This window comes from Acidiphilium acidophilum, from assembly GCF_033842475.1.
Taxonomy (GTDB): domain Bacteria; phylum Pseudomonadota; class Alphaproteobacteria; order Acetobacterales; family Acetobacteraceae; genus Acidiphilium; species Acidiphilium acidophilum.
In genome coordinates this window covers 3,548,628-3,562,320 of the sequence record NZ_JAWXYB010000018.1, presented here as the reverse complement: position 1 = coordinate 3,562,320, position 13,693 = coordinate 3,548,628, and the positions used below count along the sequence as shown (strand labels likewise).

The following is a 13,693-nucleotide window of genomic DNA, read 5'->3' as shown; positions in this document are numbered from 1 at the left end:
ACCCGTATTACGAAGGATACCAGCATGCCCATCAATCTACGCGGTCGCAGCGTGATCGATCTCAACGATTTCTCCCCAGCCGAATTGCGTTATCTTTTGGCGCTCGCAAAGGATTTGAAGGCGGCCCGCAGGGCCGGCGCGGAGCGGCCGCAACTGGTTGGCAAAAATATCGCGCTGATCTTCGAGAAGGACTCCACCCGCACCCGCAGCGGCTTTGAAGTCGCGGCTCACGATCAGGGCGCGCATGTTACCTATATGGGCCCGAGCGGCAGCCATATCGGGCAAGCCGAAACCGTGCGCGATACCGCCCGCGTGCTCGGGCGGATGTTCGATGCAATCGAATTTCGCGGCTTCGGCCAGGAGGATGCGGTGACGCTGGCGCGTTATGCCGGGGTGCCGGTTTACAACGGCCTGACCGATCAGTCGCATCCGACCCAGATCCTGGCGGATTTCATGACCATGCTGGAATTCACGCATAAATCGCTGTCCGATGTCCGCTTCGCCTTCATGGGCGATGGCCGCAACAACATGGCGCGCTCCCTGGCGATCGGTGCCGCCAAGATGGGCATGGCCCTGACGATCGGCGCGCCGGCCTCGTTGCGGCCCGATGCCGCATTCACCGCCCATATCGATGCCATTGCGCACGAAACCGGGGGTTCGGTCCGCTACGAGGCCGATCCGGCGGCGGCGGTGGCGCAGGCGGATTTCATCTATACCGATGTCTGGCTCTCGATGGGTGAAGACCAGGCCAAATGGAGCGAGCGGATCGATCTGCTGAAACCCTACCAGGTGAACGCGGCGCTGATGGCGGCTGCGGGAAACCCTCTGGTCAGATTCATGCATTGCCTCCCTGCGTTTCATGACACTGACACGAGTATCGGGCGGGACATCGCCTCGCGGTTCGGCATGACCGCGATGGAAGTGACCGACGAGGTGTTCGAATCCGCAGCCTCGATCGTGTTCGACCAGGCTGAGAACCGTATGCACAGCATCAAGGCGATCCTGCTCGCCACGCTGGGTTAGCGCCATGCGCATCCTGATCGCATTGGGTGGCAATGCGCTGTTGAAGCGCGGTGAGGTGCTTTCGCCAGCGCATCAGCAGCTTGCGATCGACACGGCGGCGCAGTCGCTCGCGGGGCTGGTCCAGGCGGGCCATCAGGTCATCATCACGCATGGCAGCGGCCCGCAGGTAGGGTTGCTGGCTTTGCAATCGGCGGCGGGGCCGGCGGAATCCGCACTTCCGCTCGACGTGCTCGATGCGGAAAGTCAGGGCTGGCTCGGCTTTGCGATCGAACTCGCGCTGCGCAATGCCTTGCCCGCCGGCACCGAAATCGTCACCCTGCTGACGCAGATCGCGGTGGCGGCGGATGATCCGGCTTTCGCCTCACCCTCAAAACCGATCGGACCAGTCTATACCGAAGCCGAGGCCGGCCGCCTCGCGAAGGCGCATGGCTGGTCGGTGGCTGCCGACGGGGCGGGGTGGCGGCGGGTCGTCGCATCGCCGTCACCGGTGGATGTCATCGAGCGGCGGTCGATCGCACGATTGGTCAGGGCTGGCGCCCTCGTGATCTGCGGCGGTGGCGGCGGCATACCCGTCGCAAGGGATGCCGCGAACCGGTGGCACGGGATGGAGGCGGTGATCGACAAGGATGCGTCGAGCGCCATGATTGCCCGTATGATCGGGGCCGATCTGCTGGTAATCCTGACCGATGTCGCCGGGGTTTATCTCGATTACGGCAAGCCGGAGGCGCGCCTGATCAGGGCGGCAAGTCCGGGCGCTCTCGCGGCGCACGCGATTGATTTTCATGCGGGCTCGATGGGCCCGAAAGTGGACGCCGCCTGCGATTTCGCCCACCGCACCGGCAGGCGCGCGGCAATCGGCGCGCTCGACGATCTGCCCGCGATCATCGAGGACCGTGCCGGAACCCGGATCACGTCACGCGAGCCGGCGCTGGTGTTTGCCACGCCGAAAGGCGTGCAAGAGATACCGAAAGGCGTGCAGGAGATACCGAAAGAGGTGACGGCGATGCCGAAGGGTGTAGCGATCACATCAATAAAGTTTCCGTGATATGAGGTATCCGCTTTATTCTTATTTTGTAATGAACCCTGTCGCCATCAGTGACCATATAAAGATGATCAATTATGATCGGTAGTTATCATGTCATCGACGATGAATGGCCGCATGGGCCCGGAATACAACGCATTTCTATTTGCGCCGATCGGCGAGGAAGCCAACGGGCTCAAGCTGAGTGTGCTTTCGGCGCTGGCCCGGCAGAACATCGATCCCTGGCAGGAAGCGGCGGCGCTCGCCCGGCTTTCAACCTCGGCGGCGCGCTCGCGGCTGGCGGGTGCGATTACCGCGGCGCTGGGGCGCGGCAGCGATGCCGATACGGTCGCGGCCCATCTCATCGTGTTGCTGCCCCGGAGCGCACCTGTGGTGGCACCCACAGCCTCCGGCTTCGCCGCCCGGCTCCGGGCGATGGGCGATCGGCCGCGTGGCAACCTGTCCTCGATGACCGGCAGGGATATCGTCATCATGATCCTGGTCATGGCCGGGCTGACCATCGGGATGAATTTGTTCGTGCCGGATCACAAGCCGGGCGCTCACCCCACCGTCCAAGCCACCACGACCAGCCAGACCAAAACGTCGGCACCCCCGTCGTAACCCAGGCCCCCAGCCATCAACGTTTACTGGAGTTTGACAATTGACTGATTTTATCACGATCGACGTGCTCATCCTCGGTGCCGGCGGCGGCGGGTATCCTGCGGCGTTCTTTCTCGCTTGCGCCGGGCTTCATGTCGTCATGGTCGACCCGATCGGTAATCTGGGCGGCGATTGTCTGGCCGAAGGGTGCGTGCCGTCGAAAGCGGTACGCGAGGGCGCACTCGCCCGGGTGATGAGCCGCAAGTACAAATTCTTTGGGCTCGACGGCACAATGCCTGCGGTCGACTGGCAAGGTGTGCTGGCGCACAAGGATCTGGTCCAGAACGCGCGCTATGCCCAGCACACCAAGGAAATCGCGGGATCGACCATGGTGTTCCATAAGGGCATCGGCCGAATCACCGGGGAACACACCGCGACGATCGCGGTCGACGGGGGCACGCCGCTGAACTATCGGTTTCGCTATCTGATCGCGGCGACCGGCTCGCGCCCGCATATCCTGCCGATCCCGGGTGCTGAACTCGCGATCACCTCGCACCATCTGTTCAGGCTCGGTGCCGACCTGCCGATGCCGGCGCGGCTCGCGGTGATCGGCGGCGGTTATATCGGCGCGGAAAGCGCCTCGATGCTCGACCATCTCGGGGTCAAGACCACCATCCTGGAAGCGACCGGCGAGTTGATGCCCGGTGCCGATCCTGATTTGCGAACCTATCTGACGCGCTGCCTCGGCCGCCGGGTCGATCTTATCTGCGATGCGTTGGTCACCGGCATCACGCAGGGCGCAGGCGGATTGCGACTGAGCTATCGCCGTGACGGGCAGGATCTGACGCTGGAGGCCGATGCGGTGCTGATGGCCACGGGGCGGGAGTCGGTTCGCCCGGAAGGGATCGGTGCAACCGGGCTCAGCGGGTCCGGCGCGATCATGGTCGATGCCACGATGCGGAGCGCGATCGATCATGTCTATGCGCCGGGCGACATCAACGGGCGCAGCATGCTGTTCCACTCCGCCGTGCGCCAGAGCATGGTCGCGGCGCATAATATTCTTGCCGGCGGCCAACCGGTGGACCGGCTCACTCATCCCCTCATTACGTAGCCGGCATGGAATTGCCGAATATGCCGCTGCTGCGCAGCATTTCCGTGAACCGCCGCATCAGGGGCAGTAGCCGGTGCTTCGGCATGTTCGGGATCAATTCATAGAGCATGCACCCCTGACGGAACAACGAGTGTGAGCGGGTCTTCGAAGTGTTGGACTTGAGCTGTCGATCCATTCCCAGGCTCTCGCCTGCCGTCCCGAGCATGGTCAGCAGCGCCATCGCAAACGCGCTGATGAGCAGCAGCCGATCGCGCCGCTCTGGTTCGGCGATGCGGATCTCAGCCATCCCCATCCCAAAACGCAAATCCTTGACGTCCCTGAAGCTGGGTTCGATCGTCCAGCGCCGGGAATATTGCTTGATCAATGTCCCTGCAGACGCCACGGCGTCACTGCTCGCCAGGCACCACGGCTCCTTCATGTCACGCGCATGTACGCACACCACGGCACCGACCTGATAGGCGTGCGAGGCGGTGACGCGCGCACCACGCAGTTTGCGCGCCCGGCCCGATTTGCCGACCCAGTCCGCCGCGGTTCGCGTCTCGCCTGCGGCATCGGTGACATGGATGTTGCCGCGGAAGCGAATGATATAGGCAAAGCCAAGCTCCGTAAGATACGCGAACAGCTTGTGGTCACCGAAGCCGCGGTCGGCCAGGATGGTCACGCGGCAGCCGGGCGGGACAACCTCCGACAGGCGGCGCAGGCAAGTATCCTCGATGGCGTTGCGCTGATCTTTCAATTCCTCTTTCCACATCGACAGCCACAACAGAGGCATCGCCCGGCCATGCTTGCTCACCAGGTTGAGCGCCAACGTTGCCTGATCGTCGCCGTCGAAATCCGTCCAGTCCATGGCAACGACGATGTCGGTCTGCGAACCCACCAGATGCGGTACCCAACGGGCGAAGCTTTCCCAGACGTCGATACTCTCGTTACTGAGCATGCGATCAACCTGCTTGATCGCGTGCTTGGTCACCAGCCCGCGCGCCTGTGCCAACGCCTGACCGATCATCGCGACGGCGAGCGACGCGCCGGTCATCACGCCCAGTGTCGCAGCAGACAGGGAGTCAACGCGTTTGGCGTGGAGATCGTGGGCATACAACTCGTCAATGAATGCGCGGATGTCCTTCAACCGCCCACCATCACGCTTTTTCGATGCTGCAATTCCCATGATCCACCCTCATCCATGCATTCCAACGCTTGGTAGAGAATCGCAGCGAATCGGCGCAATACCTGGACCTATGGAAAATGGGGGGATTCCTGAGGTGGACCGGATGAATTTCCACGGCGTGCCTTATACCGTGTTCACCGAACCGGAAATCGCGTGGGTGGGGATCGATCAACCCGCAGCACTTGCCGCGGGGCTCCCCGCCGCGACCACGCGCTACGACTACCTGACCGACTCCCGTGCGCAGATTTATGGCGAGACCGACGGGTTCATCAAACTGGTGTTCGATACGTCGAACGGCGTGCTGCTCGGCGCGCAGATCGCGGGGCTCGACGCGGCGCAGGTGATCGCACCGCTCGCGCTCGCGGTTCATGCCGGGACCACCGCGACAACTCTGACTGAAATGGTATTTCCTCATCCGATGATCACCGAAGGCATCAACAAGGCCGCTCGCCAGTTCCGGCCATAACCGGGACGACCGGGAGTCGCCCCATCCCGGACCATGCCACGACGTTATCGAATCATGGACTGTCCGGTGCGGACGCGCGGACGCGCAAAACTAAATTCGGCGCCAACGCCATGCCCGACGCCACGGAGCATCTGCCGGCTCGCATCGTTGCCAAACTGTGGGCGCCGGTGCCCAGGATGCTGGAAGCAGCGATCGTCCTGCAAATCGTGCTTGGCGACATTGTTGAGGCGGCGGTGGTTGCCGCGCTGCTGCTGTTCAATGCCGGGGCGCTGGTCCGGCGCGGCGAGGCCGTCGCCGAGGTCACCGCAACGCGCATTCACACCAAATTCGGCCGCGCCGCCGAATGTCCGGCGCATCGGCCGTCTCACCATCGCCGGAATCGTCATCGGAGTGGGTCTGCTCGCCTTCTGCACGGCAACCCTGCCGGTCGGCGCCATGTGGCTGCACCTGCCGCTTCCCGCGCTTCGCAGCCTTGCCTTCCTCGCTGTGGTTTTCGGCAGCCAGACCTCGATCTATGCCATCCGCGAACGTGGACGGTTCTGGCACTCGGTCCCCAGCTTATGGGTCATGGGCTCGACGATCGCGGCCATCCTGATCGTGTCGGGCATGGCAACGACCGGTCTCGCAATGGCCAGCCTGCCGATCCTTACGGTATTCGCTGTGCTTGGAGCAGCGATCGCGTTCGCCGCGATCGTGGAAGTCGCCAAAATCCCCATATTTCACGCAGTAGGAATGAGCTGACGTCCGCGACCCTGATATGTCGCGGCAGAAGGGGCGATCAATCCAGTGGCACTTTTCTATATATGGGAGGGATCTTTACCAATTCGTAGCCGGATTCATATAAAATGAAGGCCAATTCGATACCGTTCAGATCCGAAACAAACAGGCATCTTGTCTGGATCTCAACTACTATATTATGAAAAGCCTCAAGTTGCTCAGCACTCGTCATCGAGATTTCTGAAGGTGCGCATAGGGTTTTATAACATAGATCGTTGTTTCTGGGCATATAATGATAATATTACCTGTGCTTGATAGCGATCTGGAACAATCAAATGTAACATTGGCGCAAGAAACCGCATGTGATTGCTAAGCGGTCGAACTGACAGACGCCTCAGGAATCCCCCCATTTTCCATAGGTCCAGGTATTGCGCCGATTCGCTGCGATTCTCTACCAAGCGTTGGAATGCATGGATGAGGGTGGATCATGGGAATTGCAGCATCGAAAAAGCGTGATGGTGGGCGGTTGAAGGACATCCGCGCATTCATTGACGAGTTGTATGCCCACGATCTCCACGCCAAACGCGTTGACTCCCTGTCTGCTGCGACACTGGGCGTGATGACCGGCGCGTCGCTCGCCGTCGCGATGATCGGTCAGGCGTTGGCACAGGCGCGCGGGCTGGTGACCAAGCACGCGATCAAGCAGGTTGATCGCATGCTCAGTAACGAGAGTATCGACGTCTGGGAAAGCTTCGCCCGTTGGGTACCGCATCTGGTGGGTTCGCAGACCGACATCGTCGTTGCCATGGACTGGACGGATTTCGACGGCGACGATCAGGCAACGTTGGCGCTCAACCTGGTGAGCAAGCATGGCCGGGCGATGCCTCTGTTGTGGCTGTCGATGTGGAAAGAGGAATTGAAAGATCAGCGCAACGCCATCGAGGATACTTGCCTGCGCCGCCTGTCGGAGGTTGTCCCGCCCGGCTGCCGCGTGACCATCCTGGCCGACCGCGGCTTCGGTGACCACAAGCTGTTCGCGTATCTTACGGAGCTTGGCTTTGCCTATATCATTCGCTTCCGCGGCAACATCCATGTCACCGATGCCGCAGGCGAGACGCGAACCGCGGCGGACTGGGTCGGCAAATCGGGCCGGGCGCGCAAACTGCGTGGTGCGCGCGTCACCGCCTCGCACGCCTATCAGGTCGGTGCCGTGGTGTGCGTACATGCGCGTGACATGAAGGAGCCGTGGTGCCTGGCGAGCAGTGACGCCGTGGCGTCTGCAGGGACATTGATCAAGCAATATTCCCGGCGCTGGACGATCGAACCCAGCTTCAGGGACGTCAAGGATTTGCGTTTTGGGATGGGGATGGCTGAGATCCGCATCGCCGAACCAGAGCGGCGCGATCGGCTGCTGCTCATCAGCGCGTTTGCGATGGCGCTGCTGACCATGCTCGGGACGGCAGGCGAGAGCCTGGGAATGGATCGACAGCTCAAGTCCAACACTTCGAAGACCCGCTCACACTCGTTGTTCCGTCAGGGGTGCATGCTCTATGAATTGATCCCGAACATGCCGAAGCACCGGCTACTGCCCCTGATGCGGCGGTTCACGGAAATGCTGCGCAGCAGCGGCATATTCGGCAATTCCATGCCGGCTACGTAATGAGGGGATGAGTGAGGACAGACGCGGCAACTGCCGGAGTGACGCGGATCTGGGAAGTGTCGACCGTCTCCATCGCGCAGTGGATGGCCTCCTCGATCTGCTCGATCCGGAACGGCTTTTTCAACGTGATCGCTTCCGGTACCCTCTTGCAAACGTCGTGCAGATCGCCGCTGATGAAAATATGCGGCACCGGCCCGATCAGCGCGACGATGCGATCCATCGCCTCGATCCCATCGCCGGGCCGCAATCGGGAATCCATCACGATGAGGTTCGGTCGATGGCGGACCGCCGCCACCACCGCGGCGTCTTCGGTCGTCACGATGGCGCAGACCGTGTGACCCAGGCAGCCAAGGATGTCGCCAATCAACGGGCCGATCATTTCATCGTCATCGGCAACCAGGATGGATGTGATCGGCTCGGTCATGTTGCGCTCCCGTACTACGTTGCGACTGTAGGGGGGCGCGTCTGCTGGCGACAGACTCGGAAACTACGTAGTCGACGGCTTACGATTGTGATGTTACAATATCGCTCAAGTCCTGCGGTTCGGGACGCCACTGCGAAAGCGCGCAGCTATGCGACGCGACAAGCCGAAATCAACCATTGAGTCAGCCACCAGCCCGAGGGACGCCCCGGACGCGGATTTTTTCGTGGTCGGCATCGGCGCGTCGGCAGGAGGGCTTGAAGCGTGCCGGCTCCTGCTGCAGGCGCTCGAACCCGACCGCTCGATGGCGCTGATCGTGATCCAGCATCTCGACCCGACCCAGCGAAGCCTGCTGGCCGAACTGCTCGCGAGCCACACCGGCCTCGTCGTGCGCGACGCCGCCGAAGGCATGGCGATCGAACCCGGGCATTGCTATGTCCTGCCGCCCGGGAACTATCTGTCGGTCGGGCAGGACATGCTGCATCTCTCGCGCCCCCTCGCGCGTCACGGCGCGCGGCTGCCGTTCGATTTTCTGCTCCACTCGCTCGCGCAGGCCTATGGCGCGCGCGCCATAGGCATCGTTCTGTCGGGAACGGGCAGCGATGGCAGTGCCGGTATTCGCGACATCCGCCTCGGCCACGGCTACGTCATCGTGCAAGACCCCAACGAAGCGCAGTATGACGGAATGCCGCGCAGCGCGATCGCCACCGGGAATGTCGATGCGATCCTGCCGATCGCCGCAATGCCCGCCGCTCTGGCCGCTCACGCCACCACCCCCGTGTCGGTCCCTGCCGCCACGAACCAAGCCGATGATCCGTTCCACCAGATCGTCGAGTTGCTGCGCAATCGCACCGCTCATGATTTCTCGCTCTACAAGCACGGTACGCTGCGACGGCGGATCGAGCGCCGGGTGGGGCTCGCCGGTATGCCGCGCGGGGCTCTCGGCCAGTATCACGACCTGGTCGAGACCGATCCGCTCGAACTCGAGGCTCTTGCACAGGACCTGCTGATCAACGTGACCAGTTTCTTTCGTGATCCGAAAGTGTTCGAGACGGTACGCACCACCGTGATCCCGGCGCTGATGGCGGACCGCAACGATCCGCGTCCGGTGCGGATCTGGATCGCGGGATGCAGCACCGGTGAGGAAACCTATTCCCTCGCCATGCTGTTTCAGGAATGGGCGGATGACAATGGGACCAAGCTCAAGCTGCAGATTTTCGCGTCCGACGTCGATTCCGATGCCATCGCCCGCGCGCGCAATGGTTTATATCCCGCCACGATCGAGGATGATGTCGGTGCGGCGCGTCTCGCGCGGTTCTTCAGCCGCGAGGAGACGCATTACCGCATCAGCCGCGACCTGCGCGCGCTCGTGGTATTTACCGTGCACGATCTGCTGGCCGATCCGCCATTCTCGCGGCTCGACATGATCTCCTGCCGCAATCTGATGATCTATCTGCAGCCCGAGGCGCAGTCGAAAGTCATCGCCCAGTTCCGGTTCGCCCTGCGCGATGGCGGGGTGCTGCTGCTCGGCAGTGCCGAAACCCTTGGTCAGGTCGATCAGGGGTTCGAAGTCATCTCCAAGACCGACCGGCTGTTCCGCCGGGTCGGGCCCGCACGTGTGGCGGGGGCGATCACGCCGCCCGCGCGGATCGGTGCGCCTCGGCTGCCGCGCAACCCGCTGGTCGCCGGCCCGATGCCGCAGGCACCGCGCCAGACCGGTATTGCCGATCTGTGCCGGCGCCTGGTGATCGAGGCTTTTGCCCCTGCCGCCGTTCTCATCAACCGAGGCTTCGAATATCTGTTCTCGCTCGGCCCGACCGAACGCTATCTTCGCGTGGCACCCGGCCTGCCAACGTTCGACCTGATCGCCATGGCCCGGCCAAGCCTGCGCACCACGCTGCGCTCAGCGATCCAGCGCGCGATCGAGAGCAACGCCCGCATCATCGCCCCCGGCGGCACGATCGACGAGGATGGCCGGGCGATCAATTTCCACCTCGATATTCAGCCGGTTGCCCGCGATGGCGAGGCGTTGCTGCTGGTCTGTTTCATCGAAGACACCGGGCCGACCGCCCCGACCCGCCCGCCGCGCGGCAATCGCAACCGGAACCTGACCGTAGTGGAGCGTGAACTCGCTGCCACCCGCACCGAATTGCTCGGCGCGATCCGGGATCTGGAATTGTCCAGCGAGGACCAGAAGGCGATCAACGAGGAGGCGCTGTCGGTCAACGAGGAGTTCCAGTCGACCAACGAGGAGCTGCTCACCTCGAAGGAAGAGCTGCAATCACTGAATGAGGAACTCACCGCCCTGAACGGCCAGTTGCAGGAGACTCTGGAACGCCAGCGCATTACCGGCAACGACCTGCAGAACATTCTCTACAGCACCGACGTCGCCACCCTGTTTCTCGACACCGATCTGAACATCCGCTTCTTCACCCCGGCCAGCCGCCGCCTGTTCAACATCATCGCAACCGATATCGGCCGCCCGCTGACCGACCTGACCATGCTGGCCGAGGATGACACACTCAGCCGTGACGCGCAGGCTGTTCTACTCCACCTTGCTCCGATCGAGCGCGAAATCCTCACGACAATCGGCAAGGGGCGTGCCAGCGCCTGGCTGATCCGGCGGATCACCTCCTACCGGACCCATGAGGACCGGATCGAAGGCGTGGTGATCACCTTCACCGACATCACCGATCGGAAGACCGCAGCCGAGGCGGTGCAAGAGGCCCGGCTCAGCGCGGAACGGGCCGACGCGGCCAAATCGCGCTTCCTGGCCGCCGCCAGCCACGACCTGCGCCAGCCGCTGCAGACCCTGGCCCTGCTGCAGGGCCTGCTGGCACGGGCCGTGGCGGACCCCCCGACGCTGCACCTCATCGAGCGGCTCGATCAGACGATCGGCACGATGACCGGCATGCTCGATACCCTGCTCGATATCAACCAGATCGAGACCGGGGTGATGCAGGCCAATATCGGCATCGTTGCGCTCGACCCGCTCTTCACGCGGATCAACGCCGATTACGCGTGTCATGCCGAGGCGGCGGGCCTTGGCCTGAGCGTCGTGCCATGCCGGCTGAGCGTCCGCACCGATGCCGCGCTGCTCGAACAGATCCTTCGCAATCTCGTTTCGAACGCGATCAAATACAGCAAGGTCGGTCGCGTCCTGATCGGCTGCCGCCGCCAGGGCGATGCCGTGCGCATCGAGGTGTGGGATACCGGGCTGGGCATCGCGGAGACCCAGCTCGATGCGATCTTCGAGGAATATCACCAACTCGATAATGCAGCCCGCGAACGCAGCCGTGGCCTCGGCCTCGGCCTCTCGATCGTCCGGCGGCTCGCCCAATTGCTCCATCACCCGCTGCGGGTCCGCTCCGTGCCGGGCAAGGGATCGGTGTTTTCAATCGAGGTGCCGCGTGCAGATGCCGGGACAGCCCTGTTGCCTGTCGCGCCACTATCCACGCCCCTTCAGCGGATAGCGGGGCGTTCGGTGCTGATCATCGAGGATGATGCCGAATTGCGCGATCTTCTTGCCCGTGCCCTCGCCCAGCACGATATTTTGGTTACCCTCGCCCCCGACGGGCCCGCGGCGCTGGCGCGGATGGCTCATGCCGGGCTGATCCCCGACCTGATCCTGACCGACTACAACCTGCCGCAGGGCATGACCGGGGTCGCTGCCGCACAGGCGGTTCTGGCCGCGCTGCATACCGACATTCCGGTCTTGATCCTGACCGGGGACATCGCCACCACCACGCTGCGCGATATCGCTGCTCATGGTTATGTCCGGCTCAGTAAGCCGGTCAGCAAAGCGGCACTGCTGGATACGATCGCGACGATGCTGGACGCGCCAATCCGGCCCGCGCAGGAGAGCAGCGCGACAGAGACTGGCGCCACGGGAAGGCTCATCGGCGTCATCGAGGATGACGACGCGCTGCGGGGTGATTACTGTCGGCTGTTGGAAACCGAAGGCTTCACGATCGCCGATTATTCAAGCGCCGAAGCGTTTCTTGCGTCCTGTGGCACCACGCGCGATCCGGCCTGCCTGCTGATCGATGCGGGATTGCCTGGCATGTCCGGGATCGATCTGCTCGAGCGTCTGCACGCCCGGGACTCCCGGATTCCGGCCCTGGTGATCACCGGCGATACCGACACGGCGACCGCCGTTGCGGCAATGCGCGCGGGTGCGACAGATTTCGTCACCAAACCCGTCGCAGCCGCCGATCTGCTCGGCCGCCTCGCGCACGCGATCGACATGCCGAACGACCGCACGGCGCGAGACGAGGCCCGGGATGCCGCTCAGCGTCAACTCGCCATTCTCACGCCGCGGCAGCGTGATATCCTCGCCCACGTTCTGGTCGGCCGACCCACCAAATCAATCGCTACCGCCCTTGGGATCAGCACCCGCACAGTCGAAGCACACCGGGCCGCGATCATGCGGAAACTGAAAACGACATCTCTACCTGCGATCGCCCGCATGGCGGTCATTGCCGAGTGTTTTTGACTTTCCGAGCCATGGAGACAACACACGTTCGCCATATGAAGCCGAACAGGCGTGCTCATAGCCGTTAGTCGGCGCCAGTTCGCCTACACATTCCAGGCGGTTGCGCGGCTGAGCCATTTCCTCGGTACTGAACCGCACCGGGAATCCCGGAGGGCATTGTCAAGTTGATCGGATGAGGCGCGATTTGACGAGATCCGATTGATCAGGCGGCCAGGTTGGCGGTGTAGTCGGCCCAGAGCGAGAATGCGTCGGCCCGGCTGTGGCGGAATGATCGGGCGGAGAGGCGATGGCGTTTCGGGCGGAACAGGGTGACGATCTGGTCGTGGGTGGCGAGAAATCTCTGGGCATGGCCGGCGGACTTGAACCGGCCCATGATCTTTTCTCGTCGCCTTGTATGGCGGTGAGAAGCTTCGATCCGATTGTTCAACCGCTTATGGGATCGATGATCGGCACTGCGGCAATCCGTGCGGAATGCGACGTCGTAGCTCCGCAGCTTGTCGGTCACCACGACGCGCGGCTGCCCCCATCGGCGCATCAGCTTGCGGAGAAATCGTCGGGCGGCATCGGCATTGGGGCGTTTCTGGACCAGGATTTCCAGCACATCACCCCGGTCATCGACGGCGCGCCAAAGCCAGCGCGGCTCACCGCCGATGGTGATTACCATTTCGTCGATGTGCCATTTATTGCCTGCCGGCGGCCGGTCGCGCCGGATCTGTGAGGCCATCTGTGGTCCGAACCGATCGACCCACACCCGGATCGTCTCGTAGCTGACCGTCACACCCCGTTCAGCCAGCAGATCTTCAACGTCCCGCAGGCTCAGGTTGAACCGGTAATAGCTCCAGACCGCATACGCGATCACCGATCGGGGAAAGCGATACCCCTTCAAAGGCAACATCAAGCTCAGGTCGATCATGCCAAATCGCTACGGACACCCGCTGCCCTCGTCAACCTGAAAATGCCCTGTCGGCGCAGGGGGGACAGGCGAGATGGCCACCGCCTGAAGCACAGGCCGCC

12 protein-coding genes and 1 pseudogene are annotated in these 13,693 nt (G+C 62.8%); 9 read left to right on the top strand and 4 right to left on the bottom strand.

Going from position 1 to position 13,693, the window contains the following annotated elements; translation table 11 throughout:
- Positions 1–24: 24 nt before the first annotated feature.
- The 4 genes from argF to SIL87_RS19595 all read left to right on the top strand — a co-directional run bounded on the left by argF (position 25) and on the right by SIL87_RS19595 (position 3,755).
- The gene (gene argF / locus SIL87_RS19610) at positions 25–1,023 is read left to right on the top strand and encodes an ornithine carbamoyltransferase (RefSeq protein ID WP_319615840.1); all 999 of its coding nucleotides are present in this window, start codon (positions 25–27) and stop codon (positions 1,021–1,023) included.
- A gap of 4 nt (positions 1,024–1,027) precedes the next feature.
- Positions 1,028–2,068, top strand: a complete 1,041-nt coding sequence (locus SIL87_RS19605; RefSeq protein WP_319615839.1) for a carbamate kinase — start codon at positions 1,028–1,030, stop codon at positions 2,066–2,068.
- A gap of 90 nt (positions 2,069–2,158) precedes the next feature.
- Positions 2,159–2,665 carry a hypothetical protein gene (locus SIL87_RS19600; protein ID WP_319615838.1) on the top strand — a complete coding sequence of 169 codons (507 nt, stop codon included), beginning with the start codon at positions 2,159–2,161 and terminating at the stop codon, positions 2,663–2,665.
- 40 nt (positions 2,666–2,705) lie between these two features.
- Positions 2,706–3,755: an FAD-dependent oxidoreductase gene (locus SIL87_RS19595; protein ID WP_319615837.1), complete on the top strand. Its 1,050-nt coding sequence runs from the start codon at positions 2,706–2,708 to the stop codon at positions 3,753–3,755.
- Here the strand turns inward: SIL87_RS19595 and SIL87_RS19590 are convergent.
- Entirely contained in the window at positions 3,748–4,920 is a 1,173-nt protein-coding gene (locus SIL87_RS19590; protein WP_319612376.1) for an IS4 family transposase, read from the bottom strand. The genes SIL87_RS19595 and SIL87_RS19590 overlap by 8 nt on opposite strands.
- A gap of 103 nt (positions 4,921–5,023) precedes the next feature.
- Here SIL87_RS19590 and SIL87_RS19585 point away from each other — a divergent pair, with 103 nt between their 5' ends.
- The gene (locus tag SIL87_RS19585) at positions 5,024–5,386 is read left to right on the top strand and encodes an NAD(P)/FAD-dependent oxidoreductase (RefSeq protein ID WP_319616021.1); all 363 of its coding nucleotides are present in this window, start codon (positions 5,024–5,026) and stop codon (positions 5,384–5,386) included.
- A pseudogene (locus SIL87_RS20195) lies at positions 5,326–5,526 on the top strand (hypothetical protein); the annotation flags it as partial. The gene SIL87_RS19585 and the pseudogene SIL87_RS20195, both read left to right, overlap by 61 nt.
- Here the strand turns inward: SIL87_RS20195 and SIL87_RS19580 are convergent.
- The gene (locus SIL87_RS19580) at positions 5,431–5,772 is read right to left on the bottom strand and encodes a hypothetical protein (RefSeq protein ID WP_319615836.1); all 342 of its coding nucleotides are present in this window, start codon (positions 5,770–5,772) and stop codon (positions 5,431–5,433) included. The pseudogene SIL87_RS20195 and the gene SIL87_RS19580 sit on opposite strands and share 96 nt — an antisense overlap.
- 4 nt (positions 5,773–5,776) lie before the next feature.
- Here SIL87_RS19580 and SIL87_RS19575 point away from each other — a divergent pair, with 4 nt between their 5' ends.
- Together SIL87_RS19575 and SIL87_RS19570 are read left to right on the top strand one after the other, a co-directional pair.
- Positions 5,777–6,127 (top strand): hypothetical protein, encoded by a 351-nt coding sequence (locus SIL87_RS19575; RefSeq protein WP_319615835.1) that lies wholly within the window; start codon positions 5,777–5,779, stop codon positions 6,125–6,127.
- Positions 6,128–6,590: 463 nt separating this feature from the next.
- Positions 6,591–7,763, top strand: coding sequence for an IS4 family transposase (locus SIL87_RS19570; RefSeq protein WP_319612376.1), 1,173 nt, complete (start codon positions 6,591–6,593; stop codon positions 7,761–7,763).
- Here the strand turns inward: SIL87_RS19570 and SIL87_RS19565 are convergent.
- On the bottom strand, positions 7,756–8,187 hold the full coding sequence (locus tag SIL87_RS19565) for a response regulator (protein WP_319615834.1): 432 nt from the start codon (positions 8,185–8,187) through the stop codon (positions 7,756–7,758). The two genes, SIL87_RS19570 and SIL87_RS19565, sit on opposite strands and share 8 nt — an antisense overlap.
- 148 nt (positions 8,188–8,335) lie before the next feature.
- Between SIL87_RS19565 and SIL87_RS19560 the strand changes: the two genes are divergently transcribed.
- Positions 8,336–12,679 carry a CheR family methyltransferase gene (locus tag SIL87_RS19560; protein ID WP_319615833.1) on the top strand — a complete coding sequence of 1,448 codons (4,344 nt, stop codon included), beginning with the start codon at positions 8,336–8,338 and terminating at the stop codon, positions 12,677–12,679.
- Between the two features lie 202 nt (positions 12,680–12,881).
- On the opposite strand, the gene SIL87_RS19555 is transcribed toward SIL87_RS19560, so the two are convergent.
- Positions 12,882–13,592, bottom strand: a complete 711-nt coding sequence (locus tag SIL87_RS19555) for an IS6 family transposase (RefSeq protein ID WP_405055249.1) — start codon at positions 13,590–13,592, stop codon at positions 12,882–12,884.
- Between the last annotated feature and the right edge of the window lie 101 nt (positions 13,593–13,693).